This window comes from Pseudomonas sp. USHLN015, assembly GCF_037153275.1.
GTDB classification, from domain to species: domain Bacteria; phylum Pseudomonadota; class Gammaproteobacteria; order Pseudomonadales; family Pseudomonadaceae; genus Metapseudomonas; species Metapseudomonas tohonis.
On the sequence record NZ_JBBCKP010000004.1, the window covers coordinates 1 to 20,391 of the forward strand.

Below are 20,391 nucleotides of genomic sequence, written 5' to 3' on the forward strand. Positions count from 1 at the left end.
CACCCGCAGCATGCAGGTGGACAGCGAGCTCAACATCCTCCACGAGTGGCACGAGGTAACCCAGGCCATGCGCCGCCGGCTCTGGAGCCTGCATACCGCTGGGCAGGGGGCGCAGGACAATCCAGAAGATGCCTTTAAGGCTTGGGAAGACCGCATGAGAGAGAACAAAAAACGACAAGCCAACGGTGATGAACCTGAAACACCGCTGGTGGAATTCCTCTATGACAAGACCACCCTGAGCAACCTCGACTGATGCGCAACCTACTCCTGCTGATGACCCTGCTGCTGGCCGCCTGCAATGGCCATGGACTCAAACTGAAAAAGGACACCGCCGTGGACCCGCTCCCCCAGATCCGCGCCAACCTGGCCTTCACCTGCCGTCACGAACGCATCCCCGAGGCCTCGGCCGACAGTGACCTGCTGTTCAAGTACGCGCGTTGGCTACAGAAGAACAACCAGCTCAAGCAGGACCCGGCGGTGGACGCCGAAGTCGAACGCCTCTACCGCATCGCCGCCGAACACCAGCACTACAAGGCCAGCATCAACTTGGTCAACGGCGCCTTTCGGGGCCACTTCAAGGTGCGCGGCGCGGAACGTTTGCGGTTGAGCCAGGAAATGACGGAAGCCGGTGTCGCCACGGGCTACTACTTCGTTGGCCTGTTCCTGCAGCGTGGCTCTGCCGGCCTGAGGGAGGACCCGGAATTGGCCCTGCGCTATTACCGCAAGGCCGCCGACGAAGGCAGTGCCCTGGCCCAGGCCCTGGTGGCGGACAAGTTGGCCCCTATCGACATCGCCCCGGATATCGCCCGGCAGATGCGTCGCTGCGCAGCGGAGCAAGGGCATGGCGATGCCGCAATGGACTTGGGGGTTGACCTCAAATATGACAAGCACTTTCAAGAGGCACTCGAAGCCTTTCAGTTAGGGGCGGCGGCCGGAGATGAAGGCTCAGCAGGGCGACTCTGGGAAGCTTTTAGGGGGCCTTCCCCTGCAGATACCGCCTATTACCTGGGCCAAGAGAAAGACCTCGAACGCGCCGAACGCTACCAGACCATCTGGCGCATTCTCGCCCGATACTCCTACGCCTCCCCCAAAGTCCCCGAGATCAACGACATCCTCCCACTGCCTCCTGCCAAGCTGCCGCCCTGGGACGGCAAGCTCCAGTGGCTGGAGGAGCGCAAGGCCAATATCCCGCCGCCCAAGCCCAGCGAGGCACTGATCAGCCAACTGGCCAGGGACAAGCACCTCGACCCCGCCACCGGCCGACCAACGCCCGAGTCGCCTCACTTCGTCTACCTGGATTCGTCGCTCATCTGCGTCAGCGGCGAGCCTTGCCCGCGTGCGGGTTACTGGGCAGCGATGGATGTGGACTTCTTCTGGATCACCGTGAAAGGCAAAGCCCGTCAGCGCTTCAAGGAGGGGGAAATCTTGCCCACGCTGACCCTGGAGCAACGCACACCACGCATATGGCCGCTGCCGGAGAAGGTCACCGCAGGGCCGGAGCGGGTCAGGTGGAGGATGCTCGGTGAAGCCTAGAGCTTGGGGGCTGGTTGTCCTGTGTCCGATGCTGGCGGCCTGCAATGGCCATGGACTCAAACTGAAAAGGACGCCGCCGTGAACCCAGTTCCCCAGATCCGCGCAAGTCTTTTTTTAGGGCTGATGTAGCGGAGTTCCCATTTCAATGAGTTTGTTCGCGAGGTATGTCCAATGAAGGGAGTCATCCGAATTGGTGACAAGACCACTGGCGGCGTAGTTACTTCTGGCTCTGCTGCCATGAAGTTCATGGAGTAGGTGTGGCGCGTGTTGGTGATGCCGTCAGTTGCGCAATTCCTGGACATGGCCCGACAGTTATCGCCGAGGGGCATCCGGTATTCAACGACCACGGCGTACCGGTTGCCTTCCATGGCCATCGTTGTGACTGCGGTTGTGTGCTTCTGACCTCGCTGCCCCAGGCGACTGCGAGTTGAGCATGCCGGCCGAACTGGACAAGGAGCCTGCTGCCACGGATAAGCCATCAGCGCCTCTCCGCCGACTGCGGGGACTACCGAGTCAGCGATAGGTCTGCTAGTGAGAACTTCATCGACAAAGGAAAGCACGTGGCCAACTGTGGGCTGATCTGTTTGCTGCCTCGGCGAGAGCGTTTGCTTGTGAGGCGGAATCAGCTCAGGGACGCGAGGTAGCGCACCACATCGGCGGCGCCGGCCAGGCGCAGGCCTTCGCCAAGGGCGGTGGCCTCGGGGTGGTCCTTGGGCAGCAGCAGGAGTTCGGGGGCGCCGCTGTTCTTCAGCAAGGCGAGGCGGGCATAGGGGATGCCACCGTCGAGCAGCAGGCCCATGAAGGCCGGGTCGCTCCATGCCTGCACCGGCATGGCCAGTACGTGGTAGTGGGCGTCCAGCTCGGCGAGGCCCGCGGGGTTGAGACGGTAGGTGGCGAGTTCGGCCGGCAGGCTGATTTCCAGCTCGCGGCGGCGTGCGTAGGCGATGGCGGCGGCAAAGGCTTCCAGGTGGTGGGTGCCGCTCCAGAACACGCGTTTGCCGTGCCAGCTGGACTGGCACAGGCTGATCCGTTCACCGGCCAGGAAGCGCGGCAGCGGCAGGCTGATGGCCTTGACGAAATCCTTGTAGCTGATGATGCGCACGCTACGGCAGGCCGGCGTGGTGGCGAATTCCTCGAAGCTGGGGCAGCTGGGCATCGCGCCCTCGGTGCCGCAGAACCCATCGATCAGGCGCAGGTCGAAATTGGTGAGTTCGCGTTGCTCCAGTTCAACCACGCGGATCAGCACCGCGTGGGCCTGGGCCTTGTCTTCCTGCACCGGACCGGAGAGCGCGTTGCGCGGGAGGTCGACCAGGCGCTGCAGGGGCGGGCCGTTCTGCCACCAGATATCGGCGGCCGGGGGCTTCAACTGCTGGAACGGCAAGCGCAGCTGGCTCGCGCTTTCCAGCAGTCGGGGCGCACGTCCTCCCAGGCCGAGGCGTTGCGCGAGGGCGGCCAGGCGTGATGAAAGAGAGGATGGGGACGACTGCGAACTCATGGCCAGACTAGGACTCCCAGGTCACGAGTGGCAGTGTGGCAGAGGTCGGGCGAGGCTGCACGGCTTTGCCCGCCAATGCGTCCGTACCTGGCGTCCACTGGGGGCGCGGAACGATACTGTTGTTCATTTCAACCAAGAGGATGCCTCCATGCCCAGCCTGGTGCTGGATATCTCACTGACCGCCGAGCGCTTTCTCGCGGTCTACCAGGGCCACGCCAACCGAGTGATGTTGCGCAGCCGCGACGGGCGCAAGGTTAGCCTGCCTGCACATCATTTGCGGCCTTTTCTGACCCATGATGGCATTCATGGTTCATTCGAGCTGGAATTCGATCCCTCCGGCTCGCTGCTGGCGTTACGTCGCCTCGCCTGAGGCGGGGCTGGCAGCTATAATCGCCGGCCCATCCCGCCGATCGATACCCGCCCATGTACACCCTGGCCCGCGAGCTGCTGTTCAAACTGTCCCCGGAAACCTCCCACGAGCTGTCCATCGACCTGATCGGCGCCGGGGGGCGCCTGGGCCTCAACGGCTTGCTGACCAAAGCGCCGGCCAGCCTGCCGGTGAAGGTCATGGGGCTGGAGTTCCCCAATCCCGTCGGCCTGGCCGCCGGCCTGGACAAGAACGGCGATGCCATCGACGGCTTCGCCCAGTTGGGCTTCGGTTTCGTCGAGATCGGTACCGTGACGCCGCGCCCGCAGCCGGGCAACCCCAAGCCGCGTCTCTTCCGCCTACCCGAGGCCGAGGCGATCATCAATCGCATGGGCTTCAACAACCATGGCGTCGATCATCTGCTGGCCCGGGTTCGCGCGGCGAAGTTCAAGGGCGTGCTGGGCATCAACATCGGCAAGAACTTCGACACCCCGGTCGAGCGCGCGGTGGACGACTACCTGATCTGCCTGGACAAGGTCTACGCCCATGCCAGCTACGTGACGGTCAACGTCAGCTCGCCCAATACCCCCGGCCTGCGCAGCCTGCAGTTCGGCGACTCGCTCAAGCAGTTGCTCGAAGCCCTGCGCCTGCGCCAGGAAGACCTCGCCGTCCAGCATGGCCGTCGTGTGCCGCTGGCGATCAAGATCGCCCCGGACATGAGCGACGAGGAAACCGCCCTGGTGGCCGGTGCGTTGCGGGAGTCGGGCATGGACGCGGTGATCGCCACCAACACCACCCTGGGCCGCGAAGGCGTCGAGGGGCTGGAATATGGTGACGAGGCGGGTGGCCTGTCAGGTGCGCCGGTACGTGACAAGAGCACCCATACCGTCAAGGTGCTGGCTGGCGAGCTGGGCGGTCGCCTGCCGATCATCGCCGTGGGCGGGATCACCGAAGGCCGCCACGCGGCTGAGAAGATCGCTGCCGGTGCGAGCCTGGTGCAGATCTATTCGGGCTTCATCTACAAGGGCCCGGCGCTGATCCGCGAGTCGGTGGATGCCATCGCCGCCTTGCCGAAGCGCTGATAGCGGACAAATAAAAAGGGCTCCCTCTAGGGAGCCCCTGGGCTTGCGCCCGCCGCCCGGATGGGGCGTGCTTGGTGAAATCGTGAGATCCGTGGTGTCAGCCGACGGCGTGGAGTTCGTTCAGTCGATGAATGCCGGCCGTGCCGGTGAGGCCATCCCAATTGTCGCCGCGACCCTCACGCCAGCCGTTGATCCAGGCTTGGCGGGTGGTGGGATGGGTGAAAGGACAGAGATCGCGGGATTTGCCATGAATGCCGTGCTGATAACCGCGCAGGAATGCTCGTTCCATCGGATCACGCTTAAGTCTTCTCATAGGGTGTAGCCCTCATTTGTTGACTGTTATGTCCATCGGTCCCAAGTCGGGAACCCGGCAGAAAATGCTCTGCCACTGAAGAGCAGTTGCCGGCGTGACTGCCCTTCATCCGCTACCGTTGCGGCAGCGGATTAAGCTGAGTTCTAACCGTTGCCCCGAGGCATTGGAATGATCGTTTTGTCATAAGGACGTAACGAGAATGGCTTCCGGACCATAAGCTGTAGGGGCGTCGGACGGGCATGAACTGCCCAGGCCCGATGGAATGGGGCCTTGGGAAACCCATGATGTCGCGTTGCTATGGAGCCGCGCAGATGAGAATGGGAATTTTCTTATCCGACGAAGGGCCGTTCTGCGACCTTTAGTCACATATTCATGACCGCACGGAGACGCATCCGTGCCGCTGATCAGCCGCAAGGCACTGGAATTACCATGTCGGATGTCTTCGAACTCTTCCTTACCTGCCCGAAAAGCCTGGAGGGCCTGCTGCTGGACGAAGCCACCGGGCTCGGCCTTGCCGAGGCGCGCGAGCAGGTGGCCGCCATCCGTGGCCGGAGTGACCTGGAAACCGCCTACCGCCTGTGCCTCTGGTCGCGCCTTGCCAACCGCGTGCTGCTGGTGCTCAAGCGTTTCCCGGTGCAGAACGCCGAGGACCTCTATCAGGGCGTGCTGGAGGTGGACTGGCACGACCACCTGTCGCCCACCGGCAGCCTGGCAGTGGAGTTCAGTGGCCATGGCTCGGGTATCGACAACACCCATTTCGGCGCCCTCAAGGTCAAGGACGCCATCGTCGACAAGCTGCGCACCGCCAATGGCGAGCGCCCCTCGATCGACAAGGTCAGCCCCGACCTGCGCATCCACCTGCGCCTGGAGAAGGGCGAGGCGATCCTCTCCCTCGACCTCGCCGGGCACAGCCTGCACCAGCGCGGCTATCGCCTGCAGCAAGGGGCCGCGCCGCTGAAGGAGAACCTCGCCGCCGCCATCCTGCTGCGAGCCGGCTGGCCACGCATCGCCGCCGAGGGGGGCGCCCTGGCCGACCCCATGTGCGGCGTGGGGACCTTCCTGGTGGAGGCCGCGATGATGGCGGCCGACATCGCCCCCAACCTCAAGCGTGAGCGCTGGGGGTTCTCCAACTGGCAGGGCCATGTGCCGGCCCTGTGGAAGAAGCTGCACGAGGAAGCCCAGGCGCGTGCGGATGCGGGCCTCGCCCGGCCGCCCCTGTGGATCCGTGGCTACGAGGCCGACCCGCGCCTGATCCAGCCCGGGCGCAACAACATCGAGCGTGCGGGCCTCTCCGACTGGGTGAAGATCTACCAGGGGGAACTGGCCACCTTCGAACCGCGCCCGGACCAGAACCAGAAGGGCCTGGTCATCAGCAACCCCCCCTACGGCGAGCGCCTGGGCGACGAGGCCAGCCTGCTGTACCTCTACCAGAACCTCGGCGAGCGCCTGCGCCAGGCCTGCATGGGCTGGGAGGCGGCGGTGTTCACCGGCGCGCCGGAGCTGGGCAAGCGCATGGGCATCCGCAGCCACAAGCAGTACGCCTTCTGGAACGGCGCGCTGCCCTGCAAGCTGCTGCTGATCAAGGTGCTGCCCGACCAGTTCGTCACCGGCTCGCGTCGCCCGGAGGCCGCTGCCGAACCACAGGTGGGCACCACCCCTGCGCCGGAGCAGGCGCGCCTGTCCGAGGGCGGGCAGATGTTCGCCAACCGCCTGCAGAAGAACCTCAAGCAACTGGGCAAGTGGGCCAAGCGCGAGGGCGTGCAGTGCTACCGCCTATATGACGCCGACATGCCCGAGTACGCGCTGGCCATCGACCTCTATGGCGACCGCGTGCACGTGCAGGAATACGCTCCGCCGCGCTCCATCGACCCGGAGAAGGCCCAGGCCCGCCTGCTGGACGCCCTGGCGGCCATCCCGCAGGCGCTGGGGGTCGATCCGGCCAACGTCGTGGTCAAGCGCCGCGAGCGCCAGACCGGCACCCGCCAGTACGAGCGCCAGGGCGCACAGGGGCAGTTCCTCGAAGTGGCCGAGGGGGGCGTCAAGCTGCTGGTCAATCTCACCGACTACCTGGATACCGGCCTGTTCCTCGACCACCGTGCCATGCGCCTGCGCATCCAGCGCGAGGCCGCCGGCAAGCGCTTCCTCAACCTGTTCTGCTACACCGCCACCGCCAGCGTGCATGCCGCCAAGGGTGGTGCGCGCAGCACCACCAGCGTCGACCTGTCGAAGACCTACCTGGACTGGGCGCGCCGCAACCTTTCCCTCAACGGCTTCTCCGACAAGCAGAAGCTGGAGCAGGGCGACGTGATGGCATGGCTGGCGGAGGACCGCGGCGAGTACGAACTGATCTTCATCGACCCGCCGACCTTCTCCAACTCCAAGCGCATGGAAGGCGTGTTCGATGTGCAGCGCGACCACGTGCAACTGCTGGACCTGGCCATGGCTCGCCTGGCGCCGGGCGGGGTGCTGTATTTCTCCAACAACTTCCGCAAGTTCCAACTGGACGAGAGCCTGCCCCAGCGTTACCAGGTGAGCGAGATCAGTGCCGAGACCATCGACCCGGATTTCGCCCGTAACCAGAAGATCCACCGCGCCTGGAAATTCACCGCCCGCTGACGCGCGGACCCGGCATTGGAGGGCGGCGAAAGCCGTCCGTCAGGCGGAAAGAGGGTTGCAGGGCGCCGCATCGGCAAAGTGCCAGCATCTTGGCTAGGTTGTGATCACAGGGATCGTCCCTCATCACCACCTCCGAGGTGAGCATGCAGTCGCTCGTCCAGGGACCGTCCTCCCTGTTTTCCCGCCTGCCCTCCGGTCGTGGCCTGCTCCTGCTGGCCTGCGCCCTGGTGCTGGTCGGCGGCCTCGCCACGACCCTGCTGCTGGCCGCCACCATGTACAGCTCCGAGCGCGTGCAGCTTCGCGAGCGCTTCGTCCAGGTCGCCACCGAACGTTTGAGCCGGGTGCAGGAGCGCCTGGGCGACCAGCTCAAGCAACTGGACGCCCTGCGGCGCTTCTTCAACAACTCCAGCAGCGTCAGTCGCAGCGAATTCCATGGCTTCGTCGAGCCGCTGCTGGGCGATACCCTGGCCTACAGCTGGGTGCCCCGCGTGGCGGGAGGCGAGCGCGGCGCCTATGAGGCCGAGGCTCGTGCCGATGGCCTGGAGCACTTTCGTTTCCACGAACTGGATGACGCGGGCGAGACCATTGCCAGCCCACCTCGCGACTACTACCTGCCGGTGTTCTACAGCGTCTCCAACCAGGCTGGACGCATTCCCCTGGGGCTCGACCTCGCCTCCCTGCCGACGCGCCTGGCGTTGCTTGAAAAGGCCCGCACCGGACGCCGGACGGTGGTTTCAGGGCAACTGAAACTGCTCGGCCTGGCCGGTGGCGATGGCAAGGGCATCCTCGTGGTGGCCCCGGTGTTCGGCAGGGCCGGGGACCCGCTCGATGTGTTGCGCGGCTTCGTGATCAGCGTCATCGACCTGCACCAGGAGCTGGAAGCCGGTATTCCCGAGGAGGTGCTGGACAACGTGGCCATGGTGGTGACCGACATCACCGACGCGACCCGTCCGCAGTTGCTCTATCAGAGCCGGGCCGCTGCTGCCGATGGCGAGCTGACCCTGGCGCGCGACATCGTCTTCGCCGACCGCAGCTACCGCCTCGAGCTGAGTGCCAGCGACCACTTCATCCACACCAACCGGACCGGCGTCTGGTACCTGGTGGTCGCCACCGGCGGGCTGATCACCCTGCTTCTGGCGGCGTACCTGATGCTGCTGATCAACCAGCGCCAGCGCGCCTTGCGCCTGGTGGACGAACGCACCCGTGAGCTGCGCGAACGGGAACTCGAGCTGAAACTCAGCGAGGAGCGTTGGGGCTTCGCCCTGGACAGTGCGGGCCATGGCGTCTGGGACTGGGAGCTGGAGGCGGGGACGGTGTTCTACTCGCCGGCCTGGAAGCACATGCTCGGCTATGGCGCGGACGAGGTGGCGGACGAGCCGGACCTGTTCCTGCGCCTGCAGCACCCGGACGATGCCCCGGCCGTCGATGCCGCCCTGCAGCGACACCTTCGCGGCCAGACGCCGATCTACCAGAGCGAGCACCGTATGCGGCGCAAGGACGGCTCCTGGCTGTGGATACTCGACCGCGGCAAGGTGGTGGAGTGGAGTCACGATGGCTCGCCCCGGCGCATGATCGGCACCCAGACCGACATCAGCGCCAGCAAGGCGGCCGAGCTGGAGCTGGCGCTTGCCCACGCTCAGTTGCGCGGGGTTCTTGATGCGGCCACCCAGGTGTCGATCATCGCCACCGATGTCGATGGCTTCGTCCTCCAGTTCAACGTCGGTGCCGAGCGCATGCTCGGCTACAGCGCCGCCGAAATGCTTGGCAAGCGGCCTCGCATGCTGCATCTGGAGTCGGAGATCCAGGCGCGCTGCGAAGCGCTGTCGAAGCGGCTGTCACGGCCTATCCGGGATTTCCACCATTACGTGGTCGAGGTGACCGCCGGCGACTGCTACGACGAACACGAGTGGACCTACGTGCGCAAGGACGGCAGCCATCTCACCGGCAACCTGATCCTCACCGAGGTGCGCGACCAGAACGATGCGCTCATCGGCTACCTGGGCGTCGCCGTCGACGTCACCGATCGCAAGCGCGTGCAGGAGGCGCTTGAAGACCGTGATCGCCTGCTGGACAAGCTCAGTGCGCAGGTGCCTGGTGCCATCTACCAGTACCAGCTGTACCCCGACGGCCGGCACCTCTTCCCCTATGTCAGTGCCGGCGTGCGCGACATCCTCGAAGTGGAGCCCGAGCAGGTGAACACCGATGCCTCGCTGGCCTTCACCCGCCTGCACCCCGAGGACCTGGAGCGGATCTACGCCAGCATCCTGCATTCGGCCAAGGCCATGCAGACCTGGCGCGAGGACTTCCGCGTGTTGCTGCCGCGCCAGGGCCTGCGCTGGTTGCGTGGCGAGTCCGAGCCTGAGCGCATGGCGGATGGCAGCGTGCTCTGGCATGGCTACATCACCGACGTCACCGGGCACAAGCTGGTGGAACAGGAGCTGCGCGCACTGTCGATCACCGATGCCCTGACCGGCGTCTACAACCGTCGGCATTTCCAGGAGCGACTGGAGAACGAGATCGCCCGGGCCCAACGCCGCGAGGGACCGCTGGCGGTGGTGATGCTGGATGTCGACCACTTCAAGCAGATCAACGATGAGCATGGCCACGAGATGGGCGACCGTGTGTTGCGACAGCTGTGCCAGCGTCTGGGTGGGCGTCTGCGACGCATCGATGTGCTGTGCCGGTTGGGTGGGGAGGAGTTCATCGTGCTCTGCCCGGACACCAACCTGGAACAGGCGCACACGCTGGCCGAGGCGTTGTGGCAGTCCCTGCTGCGCGAGGAAATGCCCGGCGTCGGCGTGGTCACCGCCAGCTTCGGATGCGCCAGCTGGCGCGAGGGTGAGACGGCCGATGCCCTGCTGCGGCGTGTGGATTCGGCGGTCTATGCCGCCAAGCAGGGTGGGCGAAACCAGGTGCGGGATGCGGAGTGACCCGCTGCCCTTTCCGGGGGGACCCGGAAAGGGTGGGGTGCTACTCAGCGCCTGGACTGGCTGTAGAGATCGAGCAACACCTGGTCGAGGATCGAGGAGGCTCCCCAGGGGCGCTGGTCATTGAGGATGGCCACCACCGCCCAGGTGTTGCCGCTGTTGTCGCGGCTGAAGCCGGCGATGGCGCGCACCGTGTTCAGGGTGCCGGTCTTGATGTGCGCCTCTCCGGCCATGGGTGTGCGCCGCAGGCGCTTGCGCATGGTCCCGTCCATCGCCACCAGCGGCAGCGATGCGATGTACTCGGCGGCATAGGGGCTCTGCCAGGCAGCGTGGAGGATGGTCGCCATTTCCCGCGCACTGACCCGCTCCTGGCGCGACAGGCCGGAGCCGTTCTCCATCACCAGGTGCGGCGCTGTGATGCCCTTCTTCGCCAGCCAGGCACGGATCACCCGTTGCGCGGCCTTGGCGTCGTCACCGTCCGCGTCGTTGCGGAACTGCGCGCCGATGCTGAGGAACAGCTGCTGCGCCATGGTGTTGTTGCTGTACTTGTTGATGTCGCGAATGATCTCCACCAGGTCCGGGGAGAAGGCGCGTGCCAGCAGCTTGGCGTCCTTGGGCACGCCGGCCAGGCGGTCCTTGCCGAGGATGCTGCCGCCCAGTTCCTTCCAGATCGCCCGCACCGCGCCGGCGGCGTAGGCGGGATGGTCGAGCAGCGACAGGTAGGTCTGCGCGCTGCAGCCGTCGGGCAGGCTGCCGCTGGCGATCACCGTGGTGCCATCGAACTGGGTCACCGGGTTGTAGCGCACGTCCGGCCAGGCGGGGCAGGGCGCCGCCTTGGTCACCTTGACTTGGTTGTCGATGCGGATGCTCTCGATGGGCGGTTCGGCGGCGATGCTGGCGCGGCCACCGTCGGCGCGGGCGATGAAGCGCAGCGCCTTGAGGTTGACCAGCAGCGAGTCCGGGCCGACCAGAAAGGGCTTGTTCTCGTCGCCGCCGTCATCGTTGAAGGCCGGCAGCTGCGGGTGCACGAAGCGGCTGCGGTCGAGCACCAGGTCGCCGGTGATCTTCAGCACGCCGTTGGCGCGCAGGTCACGCATCAGCAGCCAGAGCTTCTCCATGTTCAGCTTCGGGTCGCCACCACCCTTGAGGTAGAGGTTGCCGTTGAGCACGCCGTCCTTGAGGGTGCCGTCGGTGTAGAACTCGGTCTTCCACTGGTAGGTGGGGCCGAGCAGCTCCAGGGCGGCATAGGTCGTGATCAGCTTCATGGTGGAAGCCGGGTTCACCGAGACATCGGCGTTGAAGATGGTCTGCGCGCCCGGACCGGTCAGGGGCAGGGTGACCAGGGACAGGGAGTTCTGCGGGATCTTGTTCTTCTTCAGGGCCTGCTGGACCTTGGCCGGCAGGGTGGAGTTGACCTGGATGGCGAGGACCGGCTGGGCGAAAGGAAGAAGGAGACCGGTGAGGGCGAGGATACGAATGGACTTGAACATCAACGAAGGCCCTCCGCACGAGGGCGAGTAACGCGGTTTTGCATGGCAGGTTCCCACAACGTGTTCGGGAAATTGCGCGCATTATGCCGTAAGCATTCCCTGGGCGCTCGTGCCGCTGACTGCTCGCGCCTGGCCGCTGTGGCGCACCGTTGCGCCGTTCCGTCATGCGGGCGGGCAAGGTGGCGATGAAACTGCTAGAGTGCCGCGCTTGAACACATGAAGAGGATTGCCTGATGGCCACAAATCGTTCCCGTCGCCTGCGAAAGAAGCTCTGCGTCGATGAATTCCAGGAGCTGGGTTGCGAGCTGAGCCTGACCTACAAGGACGGGCTGGCCGAAGCGGAGCTGGAAAGCTTCCTCGATCAGTTCATCGACGACGCGATCCAGGGCAACGGCCTGGGCTATGTCGGCGGCGACGACTACGGTTTCGTCTGCCTGTCCAAGCGTGGATCGGTCAGCGAGGAGCAGCGCGGCAAGCTGGAAGCCTGGCTCAAGGGCCGCAGCGAGCTGGCCAGCTTCACCCTGAGCCCGCTGGTGGATGTCTGGTACCCGGAAAATCCGATCAACCAGTGATCCCGGCGGTATTGAAGAGGGGCGCTCGATGCGCCCCTTTTTCATGCCTGCGATTTACCGCCGGTGTGGCGCGACCTGGCAGGTCTGCCGGAATCCGCCACCGTGGCGCCGGTGGCAGCCCCAGGCAACGTATGGATTAGCCACCAAGCCCGGCGCGCTCCAGGATCGCGCCCTCGTCCACCGCGTCGATCTGCTCGGGCCGCAGGAAGCGCTCCGCGTAGTCGCGGTACACGCCGGAGCGGATGAACAGGCCGAACAGTTCCGGATCGATGTGCGCGCCCTTGCACATGCCGACCATGATCCCCAGCGCCTCGGACAGCGTCTTGCCCTTCTTGTAGGGGCGGTCCACAGCCGTCAGCGCCTCGAAGATATCGGCGATGGCCATCATCCGTGCCGGCAGGCTCATCTGCTCGCGACTCAGGCGTTTCGGGTAGCCGCTGCCGTCCATCTTCTCGTGGTGGCCGCCGGCGATTTCGGCCACGCCCTTGAGGTGCGGCGGGAAGGGCAGTCGGTCGAGCATGAGGATGGTCTGCACGATGTGGTGGTTGATGATGTAGCGCTCCTCCGCCGTCAGCGTGCCCCGAGCGATGGAGAGATTGTGCAGTTCGCCGCGGTTGAACTTGTGCGTGGGCACGTCGAGCTTGAATCCCCAGGGGTTGTCGGGCGCCATGCGCTCGCTTTCCGGCCGCTCCAGGAGGTGTTCGGGGCGGTCGGCCAGCAGCGGCTCGTCCACCGGTAGCGGGCGCGGCGGGGTGCGGGCCATGCGCTGGCCTTCCTCCCAGGACACGCCGAGGCGGTCGTCCAGGGTCCGGCTCCAGGTGCGCGTGGCGATGGTCCTCAGGCGCTGCTGGTCTTCCTCGGCCATGAACTCACCGCCCAGGTTGCTGCGGGCGATGAAGGCGAACTCCTCGTCCAGGGTTGCCAGCAACGCGTCGCGCAGGCCGGCCTGGGTGGAGGCGTCGGCGCCTTCGGCCACGGCCTTCCAGTAGGTGATCCAGGCATCGCGCTTGAGCACCTCGAAGCGCATGCGCACCTCATGGATGCGGTCGTAGAGGGTTTCCAGCTTGGTCGCCTTGTCCACCACGTACTCGGGGGTGGTGACCTTGCCGCAGTCGTGCAGCCAGGCGGCAATGTGCAGGGCCTCCCAGTCTTCGTCGCTGGGGGTGTAGTCGCGGAAGGGCGGCTCGTCGCTGGCCGCTGCGGCGCGGGCCAGCGCCAGGGTGATCTCCGGCACGCGCTGGCAATGGCCACCGGTATAGGGACTCTTGGCGTCGATGGCGCCGGCGATGAGCTGGATGAAGGCGTCGAGCAGCTGTTTCTGTTTCTCCAGCAGGCGCTGGCTTTCGATGCACAGCGCGGCGACCCCGGAGATGGCTTCGACGAAGGCGATGCGTTCGGGCCTGAGCATGGCCGGTTCTCCGCTGTCGCCCGTGTCGCTGTGCAGCAGCGCCAGCACGCCGACGGTTTCGCCCTGGCGATTGTGCAGGCCGGTGCTGACCATGTGCATCCGGGGACTTTCCAGGGTCCGTAGCACTTCACGCAAATCGTCGGCCTGGTCGAAGCCGAACGAGCGCACCTGACTGACTCCCCCGCTCGCTGGCAGGCGCAGCCAGTCGGGCAATCCCGCTTCGTCGAGGGCATGGCTGCGCAGGCCGTGGTTCTCGAGGTCGTGTTCGCTACCGCCAAGGAACAGACCGCTGGGCTCCAGGCGACCGCTGGTTCCGTCCAGCAGGTAGATGAAGCCGCCGGAGGCTTCGCTTATGGCTACCGTTTCCTCCAGCACGCGGCGCAAGAGCGCGTCGAAGCGGTTCTCGGCGGAGAGGCTCGCGGTTATTTCCAGGAAGCTGGCCAGGGTGTCCTTCATCTTCGCCATCGCCACGGCGAGCTGGTCCACCTCGAGCACCGGCGAGCGGCCCATGGTAGGGATCTCGAAGTTGAAGCTGCGGATGGCCTCCGCTTCGGCCACGAGGGCCTTCAGCGGCTTGACCAGCACCCGCGACAGCAGCCAGCCGATGGGAATGCACAAAAAGAGAATGCCGAGGGTCAGCACCGCCCCCTGCCAGCGGATGCGATAGGCGTCCGCCAGCAGTTCGTCCTCCGGTGCCAGCAACGCCAGGTAGAGGCCGTCGGGGCCGCCAGCCAGCAGGCGGTTCTGTGACACCACCCAGCGGCGCTTGGTCAGTTCCAGGGTGGTGCGCTGGTCCTGGGTCAGGCCCATGTCGATCAGTGCGGCGACGGCCGGGTCGAGGTCGCGCGCCATGGCCAGTTGCGGCTTTTCATCGATGCGCACGATCAGCCGGGAGATGTCCGGGTAGGCCACCGCGTGGCCGTCGGGCGAGAACAGCAGCACCTGGGTGGAGGGCGTGACCCGGTGCTGCGCCAGGGTGGCGGACAGGTCGTTCAGGGTCAGGTCGGCGGCGATCACCGCATCGTCGCCGGCGGGCTGGGCGAGGGTGGTGCCGACCGCGCCGGTGGAGAAGAACACATAGGGCCGGGTGGTGATCAGGCTGCCCTGCTCCAGGGCGCGCGAGTACCAGGGGCGGTTGCGCGGGTCGTAGCGCTCGTTGAGCTCCTGGCGACGGCTGATGAGCTCCAGGTCCGCATCGAAGTAGAGCGACTCGGAGCGGGCCCGGTTGAGGTTGTCGCGCTCGATGCTCCACAGCTGGTAGGCGGCACCTTCGGGGGCGTCGAAGCGCTGCTTGAGTTCGGCGGTGCGCAGCGGGCGCACCATGAAGAAGTCGCCGTCGTCGTAGCCGACATAGAGCGACGCCAGCTTGGGGTTGTCGCGCAGCGCCTGGGCGAAGCCGCGCAACAGCAACTCCTGGCGCTGGTAGCCGGCGTACCGCTGGGTGCCGGGGTTGAGGGCCAGCAGGTTGAGCAGGTGGTGGATGGGGCGGTAGGTGTTTTCCAGGTCGGTCTCGACGTCCTGGCTGATGCGCTCGAAGAGCGTGTCGCTGCTGGAGAGGATGATCTGGCTGGTCTGCCTGTAGTTGAAGATTCCCAGCACGATGCCGGTCGTCAGCAACAGGAGGGTGAACAGCAGGCTGATATGGACATGCAACGGAAAACGGCGTTCGACCGGCTTGTACGGCATTGCCCGAAGCTCCTCAATCCCTGTCTAGGAAAAGACCCGCATGGAGAATAGATGAGCGTTTGGACGGCTGTGCCAGCGCGGAGAAATAAAAATACCCCGGTCGGTGCCTCGCGCGTGGCTGGCGTTTTGCGTCCTGGCGACAGTGCCGCACGGTGTGGCGTCGGACGCTGTGCGAAGTCTTCCGGAAGGGGCGACGGCAATGCGTCCGAACAACGTCCTGCACGGCCATTTGGACGCGGTTTGCCGTTGTTTTCTCAAGGGCTTCGTAGGAGTTGTCCCAAGTTTCTGAGCGGCAGGTCTGGAAGTCCCTCCAGCGCCTCCGGCGTGCTCGACAGGCTCGGATGCCCCTCTATCTTGGCAGCTCCGAATCACCGTAGATGGAGACGCAAGGTGAGCAAACTCGTAGACCTGGATGCATTCATTCGCGCAGGCGGTGAGTCGCCGCGCAAGGTTCTGATCGTCGACGACCACCCCGTCATCCGGCTGGCTGTCCGCCTGGTGTTGACGCGGGAAGGGTATGAAGTGGTCGCCGAGACGGACAATGGCGTCGATGCCATCGCGTTGGCTCGCGATCACCTGCCCGACCTGGTGATCCTCGACATCGGCATTCCCAAGCTCGGTGGCCTCGACGTGATCGCCCGCATCAGCTCGCTGGACCTGCCCTTGCGGGTGTTGGTACTGACCGGGCAGAACCCCAGCCACTACGCCGCCCGCTGCATGCAGGCCGGCGCCGCGGGATTCGTCTGCAAGGAAGGCGACCTGGGCGAACTGACCGCCTCGGTGCGCGCCGTGCTGTCCGGCTACAGCTATTTTCCCAGCGAGGTCATCCGTACCGGCAAGCGCCAGGGGGGCATGCCCGACGACAGCGAGATGATCGATCGCCTCTCGGACCGCGAACTGGTGGTGCTCAAGTACCTGGCCAACGGCTACACCAACAAGCAGATCGCCAGCGAGATGTTCATCAGCAACAAGACGGTAAGCACCTACAAGTCGCGCCTGCTGCTCAAGCTCAACTCGCGCTCGCTGATCGAGCTGGTCGAATTTGCCAATCGCAACGAACTGGTGTGAAGCGCAGGATGGCTGCGCACCCCAGGCGGTGCGTCGCCATCGATCTCCCCACAATCCCTTTTCTCGCGCCCGGCGGCTGGCCTATTCCTGGGCGGGTCGTGGCACCCCTCTGGTGGCGGGCGAGATCGGGGCTTCGACCTTGCGCTCGCCCCAGCGCAGGCGCGCGCGGTGCGCGGCGTAGGCCATCAGCAGTGCCAGGGCGCAGCCCAGCAGGCTGTTGTAGAGGCGTACCTCGGGCAGGTGCCAGTCGCGGGCGAGGCTTTCGGATAGCAGCACGAAGCAGACGGTGGTCTGTACCACGAACAGGCCGTAGTGCTGGGCGATGAAGGCGCGGCTGAGCACGATCAGCGGCAGCATGCAGGCCACCAGCAGCGCCGGGCTCTGCAGCCAGTGGCCGAAGAGGATCAGCAGCAGGGCGCCGATCAAGGTGCCGAGTCCGCGCTGGATGCCGCGCACCAGGCTGCTGTCGAGTTCCATCTGCAGGGTGGTCACCACCGTCAGCGTCAGCCAGTAGCCGCGCGGCATGCCGGTGAGGTTGGCGGCCAGGCCGGCCAGGGCGATGGCCAGCGTGCAGGCCAGCGCGTGAATCCACCACAGCCGTCGGGGCAGCCGCGCGGCGTGGCGGCGCAGTACACGGCTGAAGCCGAGCAGGCGTGGGAGCAGGGGCCACAGGCGCAGCCCGTGCATGCCACGCAGGAAGAACGCCAGCAGCATCACCCAGAGCCCGCCGATGGCGAACAGCGCCCCCACCGCCAGGCCATTGTTGAGGCTGCCGCTGCCGGCCTGACCCTGGCCGAGGCAGAGGCATACCGCCAGGCCGACGCCGAGCTTGCCCAGTTCGGTGCCGTAGCGCTGCAGCAGGGCCAGGAAGAAGCCCCACAGGGCGAAGCTGGCGAGGCTCAGCAGGGGATGGCTGGCGGCCCAGAAGCCGACCCCCGCGCTGAGGGCGCCGAGCAGGGTGAGCAGCAGCATGCGCAACATGCCGAAGCGGTGCATGGGGTTGGCCAGGGCGGCCTGGAAGGCGCCGGTGGCGGCCCAGAGGAAGCCGGTATGGGCGGTGAACAGACCCAGCATCAGCGGCAGGCCGCAGCCCAGGCCGGCGATGGCGGCCGGCCCCCAGGCTGCCGGGCCGGCATGCCAGTGCATGCTTTGTCTGAGCGCCTTGCGCATCTGTCGTGACTCCTTGCAACGGCCGCCCGGCTTCGGGCGGCCTGGTAACCCTAGACCGGGCTGGAACGCCCGGTCATCTCGCGGGCCATTTCCGTGGCGTAGCTGTCGGTCATCCCGGCGATGAAGTCGATGACCCGCAGGAACGAGCGGTACAGCGGCCACGCCGGGTCGGGGGCGTTGTTGCCGAGCAGGTCGAGGATGCGCCGGTTCTTGAACGAGGGGGTGCGCCCGCCGTGCTGCTCCAGCGCCGCGCCGCAGAAAGCGTTGAGGAGGATCTCCAACGTGGTGTAGGCACCGATCTCGTGGAGCGTCTTGCGCTTGTCCTGGAAGATGCGTTCCCGCGCGATGGCCTTGGCGCGCAGCACGCAGTGCTTGGCCGGGCCGTGCATGTGCTCCACCAGGTCGCCCTGCAGGGTGCCGGCGAGCAGCGCGTCCTGCTGGTCGACGAAGGCATGTGCCGCGGCATTGGTCAGGTGCTCGATGGCCTTGCCGCGGAGGATCGCCAGCTTGCGCCGTCGCGAGTCGCGCGGGCCCAGTTGCCGGTAGGTTTCCGGCAGGTCGTCGCCCACCAGGCCGAGCAGCACCGCCTCGACCTCCTCGTAGTCGAGCAACTCCATTTCGAGGCCGTCCTCGAGGTCGATCAGTGCGTAGCAGATGTCGTCCGCCGCCTCCATCAGGTAGACCAGCGGATGGCGCGCCCAGCGCTGTTCCTCCAGCTGCGGCAGGCCCAGCTTCTGGGCGATCTGCTCCAGCAGCGGCAGTTCGCTCTGGTAGCAGCCGAACTTGTGTTTCTTGTAGCCCAGGGCCTCGGCATGGCGGGCCGTCCAGGGGTACTTGAGGTAGGTGCCGAGGGTGGCGTAGGTCAGTCGCGTCCCGCCGTCGAACTGGTGGTATTCCAGCTGGGTGAGGACGCGAAAGCCCTGCGCGTTGCCTTCGAAGCTGAGGAAGTCGGCACGCTCGGTGTCGCTCATGGCGTCCAGCCAGCCGCGCGCGGACGCCTGCTGGAACCAGTGGCGGATGGCGTCTTCGCCGGAGTGGCCGAAGGGTGGGTTGCCGATGTCGTGGGCCAGGCAGGCGGACTGCACGATCACCCCGAGGTCGGCCGGGTCGCACCAGTCCGGCATTGCATCGCGCAGCACTTCGCCCACGCGCATGCCCAGCGAACGGCCCACGCAACCGACCTCCAGGGAGTGGGTCAGGCGCGTGTGGATATGGTCGTTGCTGGAGACGGGGTGGACCTGGGTCTTGCGCCCCAGGCGCCGGAACGCCCCGGAAAAGATGATGCGGTCATGGTCCTTGTGGAACGAACTGCGGCCCAGTTCCTCGGTGCTGTGCACCGGTTTGCCGAGCCGTTCACGGGTGAGCAGTGTCTGCCAGTCCAACGCCAGTCCTCGCCGTTCAGTGGCTGAAGGGGGCTAGCTTCCCGGTTAACGCGCAGCGCCGCAAGGGGACCCGGGGCGCGTGTCGGAGTTCCCGCAGGCGCCGGGGGGTCACAGGCCGGCGGCGTCGATGTCCACCAGCAGCAGGCGGCCGCCGTTGTCGATGAACTGGCCGGCGGTCAGGCAGTACTGGTTGGTGGTGGCGTCGCGGTAGGTGCTGGAGAGGGTCAGCCGGCGCTCTTCCCAGCCCTCGGCGAGCAGGTGATAGAAGTACGGCCGCCAGGACCAGTTGTGGCCCTGGTAGCGGGCATCTTCGTGCCAGGCCTGGCCATTCCATTCCAGGTTCGGGGTGAGCTGCGTGCCGTTGCGGTCGCACTGGTAGATGCGCAGCAGCCAGGGGTAGTGCTCGGGCGAGGGCAGGGAGGAGAGCGGCGCGTTGCCCTCGGCCCAGTTGCGCAGCTGATTCATCAGCAGCGTGAGCTGCTGGCGCATGGTCATCAGCCGGGCGCGCTCGGCCAGCTTGCGCTGTACGTACTGGTCGCGCAGCTGGGCGAAGCGGTCGACGAAGGCGTCGGCGGCGAAGAACTCCAGCTCCGGCTTGGCGAACAGGTAGCCCTGCACGTAGCGGGCACCGCATTCAAGGGCGAAGTCCAGCTCGGCCTCGGTCTCCACGCCCTCGGCGATGATCCAGCAACCGGTCTTCTCGGCCATCTGCGCCAGGGCCTTGACCACCTCGCCGCTGGGGCCGCCACGCGCGGGGGCCTGGAACAGCTGCATGTCGAGCTTGAGGATGTCCGGCTGCAGGGCGAGCACGCGGTCGAGCTGGGAGTAGCCGGCGCCGAAGTCGTCGATGGCGATGCGCGCGCCGGCCTGGCGGTAGCGTGCGACCACGTCCGGCAGGCGCTGGCTGGCGCCACCCAGTTCGGTGATCTCGAAGACGATGCGCTCGGGGGCCACGCCGTTGCGTTCCAGTTGCTTGAGGCTGGGCAGCGCCTGGCCGGGGTGCAGGCGGCTGATCCAGCGCGGCGAGATATTGATGCTGAGGAACCAGTCCGCAGGGGCCTGGTGCAGGCGCCTGAGAGCGTCCTCGCGGATCTCCCGATCGAGGCGGCGCAGGGCCGCAGGCGGCACCTTGGAGTCGGCGAACAGCGGGCCGACCGACAGGAGCCGGCCGTCATCCTGGCGCAGGCGTCCCAGGGCTTCGACCCCGGCGATGCGTCCTGTCGCGGTGTCGATGAACGGCTGGAAGCAGGCAAGTGGTTGCCCGTCTATCACGGTGACTCCT

The 20,391-nt window shown here is 66.2% G+C and carries 15 protein-coding genes and 1 pseudogene; 9 read left to right on the forward strand and 7 right to left on the reverse strand.

Translation table 11 applies throughout. The annotated features are described in order from the left end of the window. The 3 genes and pseudogenes from WFQ67_RS08935 to WFQ67_RS08945 form a co-directional block, all read left to right on the forward strand. A pseudogene (locus tag WFQ67_RS08935) lies at positions 1 to 253 on the forward strand (phospholipase); the annotation flags it as partial. Continuing rightward, positions 253 to 1,533 (forward strand): SEL1-like repeat protein, encoded by a 1,281-nt coding sequence (locus WFQ67_RS08940; protein WP_337056627.1) that lies wholly within the window; start codon positions 253 to 255, stop codon positions 1,531 to 1,533. The pseudogene WFQ67_RS08935 and the gene WFQ67_RS08940, both read left to right, overlap by 1 nt. 257 nt (positions 1,534 to 1,790) lie before the next feature. Then, positions 1,791 to 1,964, forward strand: coding sequence for a PAAR domain-containing protein (locus WFQ67_RS08945; RefSeq protein ID WP_337056628.1), 174 nt, complete (start codon positions 1,791 to 1,793; stop codon positions 1,962 to 1,964). Positions 1,965 to 2,155: 191 nt separating this feature from the next. On the opposite strand, the gene WFQ67_RS08950 is transcribed toward WFQ67_RS08945, so the two are convergent. Then, on the reverse strand, positions 2,156 to 3,028 hold the full coding sequence (locus WFQ67_RS08950; protein ID WP_213628884.1) for a DUF6685 family protein: 873 nt from the start codon (positions 3,026 to 3,028) through the stop codon (positions 2,156 to 2,158). Positions 3,029 to 3,176: 148 nt separating this feature from the next. Between WFQ67_RS08950 and WFQ67_RS08955 the strand changes: the two genes are divergently transcribed. Next, complete coding sequence (locus WFQ67_RS08955) at positions 3,177 to 3,398, forward strand: DUF2835 domain-containing protein (RefSeq protein WP_111263998.1); 222 nt, start codon at positions 3,177 to 3,179, stop codon at positions 3,396 to 3,398. Positions 3,399 to 3,451: 53 nt separating this feature from the next. Further along, positions 3,452 to 4,477: a quinone-dependent dihydroorotate dehydrogenase gene (locus tag WFQ67_RS08960; RefSeq protein WP_111263997.1), complete on the forward strand. Its 1,026-nt coding sequence runs from the start codon at positions 3,452 to 3,454 to the stop codon at positions 4,475 to 4,477. 97 nt (positions 4,478 to 4,574) lie between these two features. Here the strand turns inward: WFQ67_RS08960 and rmf are convergent, their stop codons facing one another. Then, positions 4,575 to 4,790 carry a ribosome modulation factor gene (gene rmf / locus WFQ67_RS08965; RefSeq protein ID WP_111263996.1) on the reverse strand — a complete coding sequence of 72 codons (216 nt, stop codon included), beginning with the start codon at positions 4,788 to 4,790 and terminating at the stop codon, positions 4,575 to 4,577. A 429-nt stretch (positions 4,791 to 5,219) separates the two neighbouring features. Between rmf and rlmKL the strand changes: the two genes are divergently transcribed. Both rlmKL and WFQ67_RS08975 read left to right on the forward strand, forming a co-directional pair. Further along, positions 5,220 to 7,406 carry a bifunctional 23S rRNA (guanine(2069)-N(7))-methyltransferase RlmK/23S rRNA (guanine(2445)-N(2))-methyltransferase RlmL gene (gene rlmKL, locus WFQ67_RS08970; RefSeq protein WP_337056629.1) on the forward strand — a complete coding sequence of 729 codons (2,187 nt, stop codon included), beginning with the start codon at positions 5,220 to 5,222 and terminating at the stop codon, positions 7,404 to 7,406. Between the two features lie 143 nt (positions 7,407 to 7,549). Then, positions 7,550 to 10,336 (forward strand): sensor domain-containing diguanylate cyclase, encoded by a 2,787-nt coding sequence (locus WFQ67_RS08975; protein ID WP_337056630.1) that lies wholly within the window; start codon positions 7,550 to 7,552, stop codon positions 10,334 to 10,336. Between the two features lie 44 nt (positions 10,337 to 10,380). On the opposite strand, the gene dacB is transcribed toward WFQ67_RS08975, so the two are convergent. After that, the gene (gene dacB, locus WFQ67_RS08980) at positions 10,381 to 11,823 is read right to left on the reverse strand and encodes a D-alanyl-D-alanine carboxypeptidase/D-alanyl-D-alanine endopeptidase (RefSeq protein ID WP_337056631.1); all 1,443 of its coding nucleotides are present in this window, start codon (positions 11,821 to 11,823) and stop codon (positions 10,381 to 10,383) included. 233 nt (positions 11,824 to 12,056) lie between these two features. On the opposite strand from dacB, the gene WFQ67_RS08985 reads away from it, so the two are divergent. After that, positions 12,057 to 12,395 (forward strand): YggL family protein, encoded by a 339-nt coding sequence (locus tag WFQ67_RS08985; protein ID WP_111263992.1) that lies wholly within the window; start codon positions 12,057 to 12,059, stop codon positions 12,393 to 12,395. A 136-nt stretch (positions 12,396 to 12,531) separates the two neighbouring features. On the opposite strand, the gene WFQ67_RS08990 is transcribed toward WFQ67_RS08985, so the two are convergent. Then, on the reverse strand, positions 12,532 to 15,489 hold the full coding sequence (locus tag WFQ67_RS08990; protein WP_337056632.1) for an HD domain-containing phosphohydrolase: 2,958 nt from the start codon (positions 15,487 to 15,489) through the stop codon (positions 12,532 to 12,534). A 420-nt stretch (positions 15,490 to 15,909) separates the two neighbouring features. On the opposite strand from WFQ67_RS08990, the gene WFQ67_RS08995 reads away from it, so the two are divergent. After that, positions 15,910 to 16,557, forward strand: coding sequence for a response regulator (locus WFQ67_RS08995; protein ID WP_432767324.1), 648 nt, complete (start codon positions 15,910 to 15,912; stop codon positions 16,555 to 16,557). Positions 16,558 to 16,638: 81 nt separating this feature from the next. On the opposite strand, the gene WFQ67_RS09000 is transcribed toward WFQ67_RS08995, so the two are convergent. The 3 genes from WFQ67_RS09000 to WFQ67_RS09010 form a co-directional block, all read right to left on the reverse strand. Beyond that, positions 16,639 to 17,727 carry an FUSC family protein gene (locus WFQ67_RS09000; protein ID WP_213628889.1) on the reverse strand — a complete coding sequence of 363 codons (1,089 nt, stop codon included), beginning with the start codon at positions 17,725 to 17,727 and terminating at the stop codon, positions 16,639 to 16,641. Positions 17,728 to 17,777: 50 nt separating this feature from the next. Further along, positions 17,778 to 19,109 carry a deoxyguanosinetriphosphate triphosphohydrolase gene (locus tag WFQ67_RS09005; RefSeq protein WP_173173689.1) on the reverse strand — a complete coding sequence of 444 codons (1,332 nt, stop codon included), beginning with the start codon at positions 19,107 to 19,109 and terminating at the stop codon, positions 17,778 to 17,780. A 108-nt stretch (positions 19,110 to 19,217) separates the two neighbouring features. Continuing rightward, entirely contained in the window at positions 19,218 to 20,381 is a 1,164-nt protein-coding gene (locus tag WFQ67_RS09010; protein ID WP_337056633.1) for an EAL domain-containing protein, read from the reverse strand. Between the last annotated feature and the right edge of the window lie 10 nt (positions 20,382 to 20,391).

What these genes read in the sequence shown, in the direction of transcription:
- WFQ67_RS08940 (WP_337056627.1), top strand. Translation starts at nt 253, where the DNA reads ATGCGCAACCTACTCCTGCTGATGACCCTGCTGCTGGCCGCCTGCAAT.
- WFQ67_RS09000 (WP_213628889.1), bottom strand. Translation starts at nt 17,727, where the DNA reads ATGCGCAAGGCGCTCAGACAAAGCATGCACTGGCATGCCGGCCCGGCA.
- WFQ67_RS08990 (WP_337056632.1), bottom strand. Translation starts at nt 15,489, where the DNA reads ATGCCGTACAAGCCGGTCGAACGCCGTTTTCCGTTGCATGTCCATATC.
- WFQ67_RS08960 (WP_111263997.1), top strand. Translation starts at nt 3,452, where the DNA reads ATGTACACCCTGGCCCGCGAGCTGCTGTTCAAACTGTCCCCGGAAACC.
- rlmKL (WP_337056629.1), top strand. Translation starts at nt 5,220, where the DNA reads ATGTCGGATGTCTTCGAACTCTTCCTTACCTGCCCGAAAAGCCTGGAG.
- dacB (WP_337056631.1), bottom strand. Translation starts at nt 11,823, where the DNA reads ATGTTCAAGTCCATTCGTATCCTCGCCCTCACCGGTCTCCTTCTTCCT.
- WFQ67_RS08950 (WP_213628884.1), bottom strand. Translation starts at nt 3,028, where the DNA reads ATGAGTTCGCAGTCGTCCCCATCCTCTCTTTCATCACGCCTGGCCGCC.
- WFQ67_RS08975 (WP_337056630.1), top strand. Translation starts at nt 7,550, where the DNA reads ATGCAGTCGCTCGTCCAGGGACCGTCCTCCCTGTTTTCCCGCCTGCCC.
- rmf (WP_111263996.1), bottom strand. Translation starts at nt 4,790, where the DNA reads ATGAGAAGACTTAAGCGTGATCCGATGGAACGAGCATTCCTGCGCGGT.
- WFQ67_RS08955 (WP_111263998.1), top strand. Translation starts at nt 3,177, where the DNA reads ATGCCCAGCCTGGTGCTGGATATCTCACTGACCGCCGAGCGCTTTCTC.
- WFQ67_RS08985 (WP_111263992.1), top strand. Translation starts at nt 12,057, where the DNA reads ATGGCCACAAATCGTTCCCGTCGCCTGCGAAAGAAGCTCTGCGTCGAT.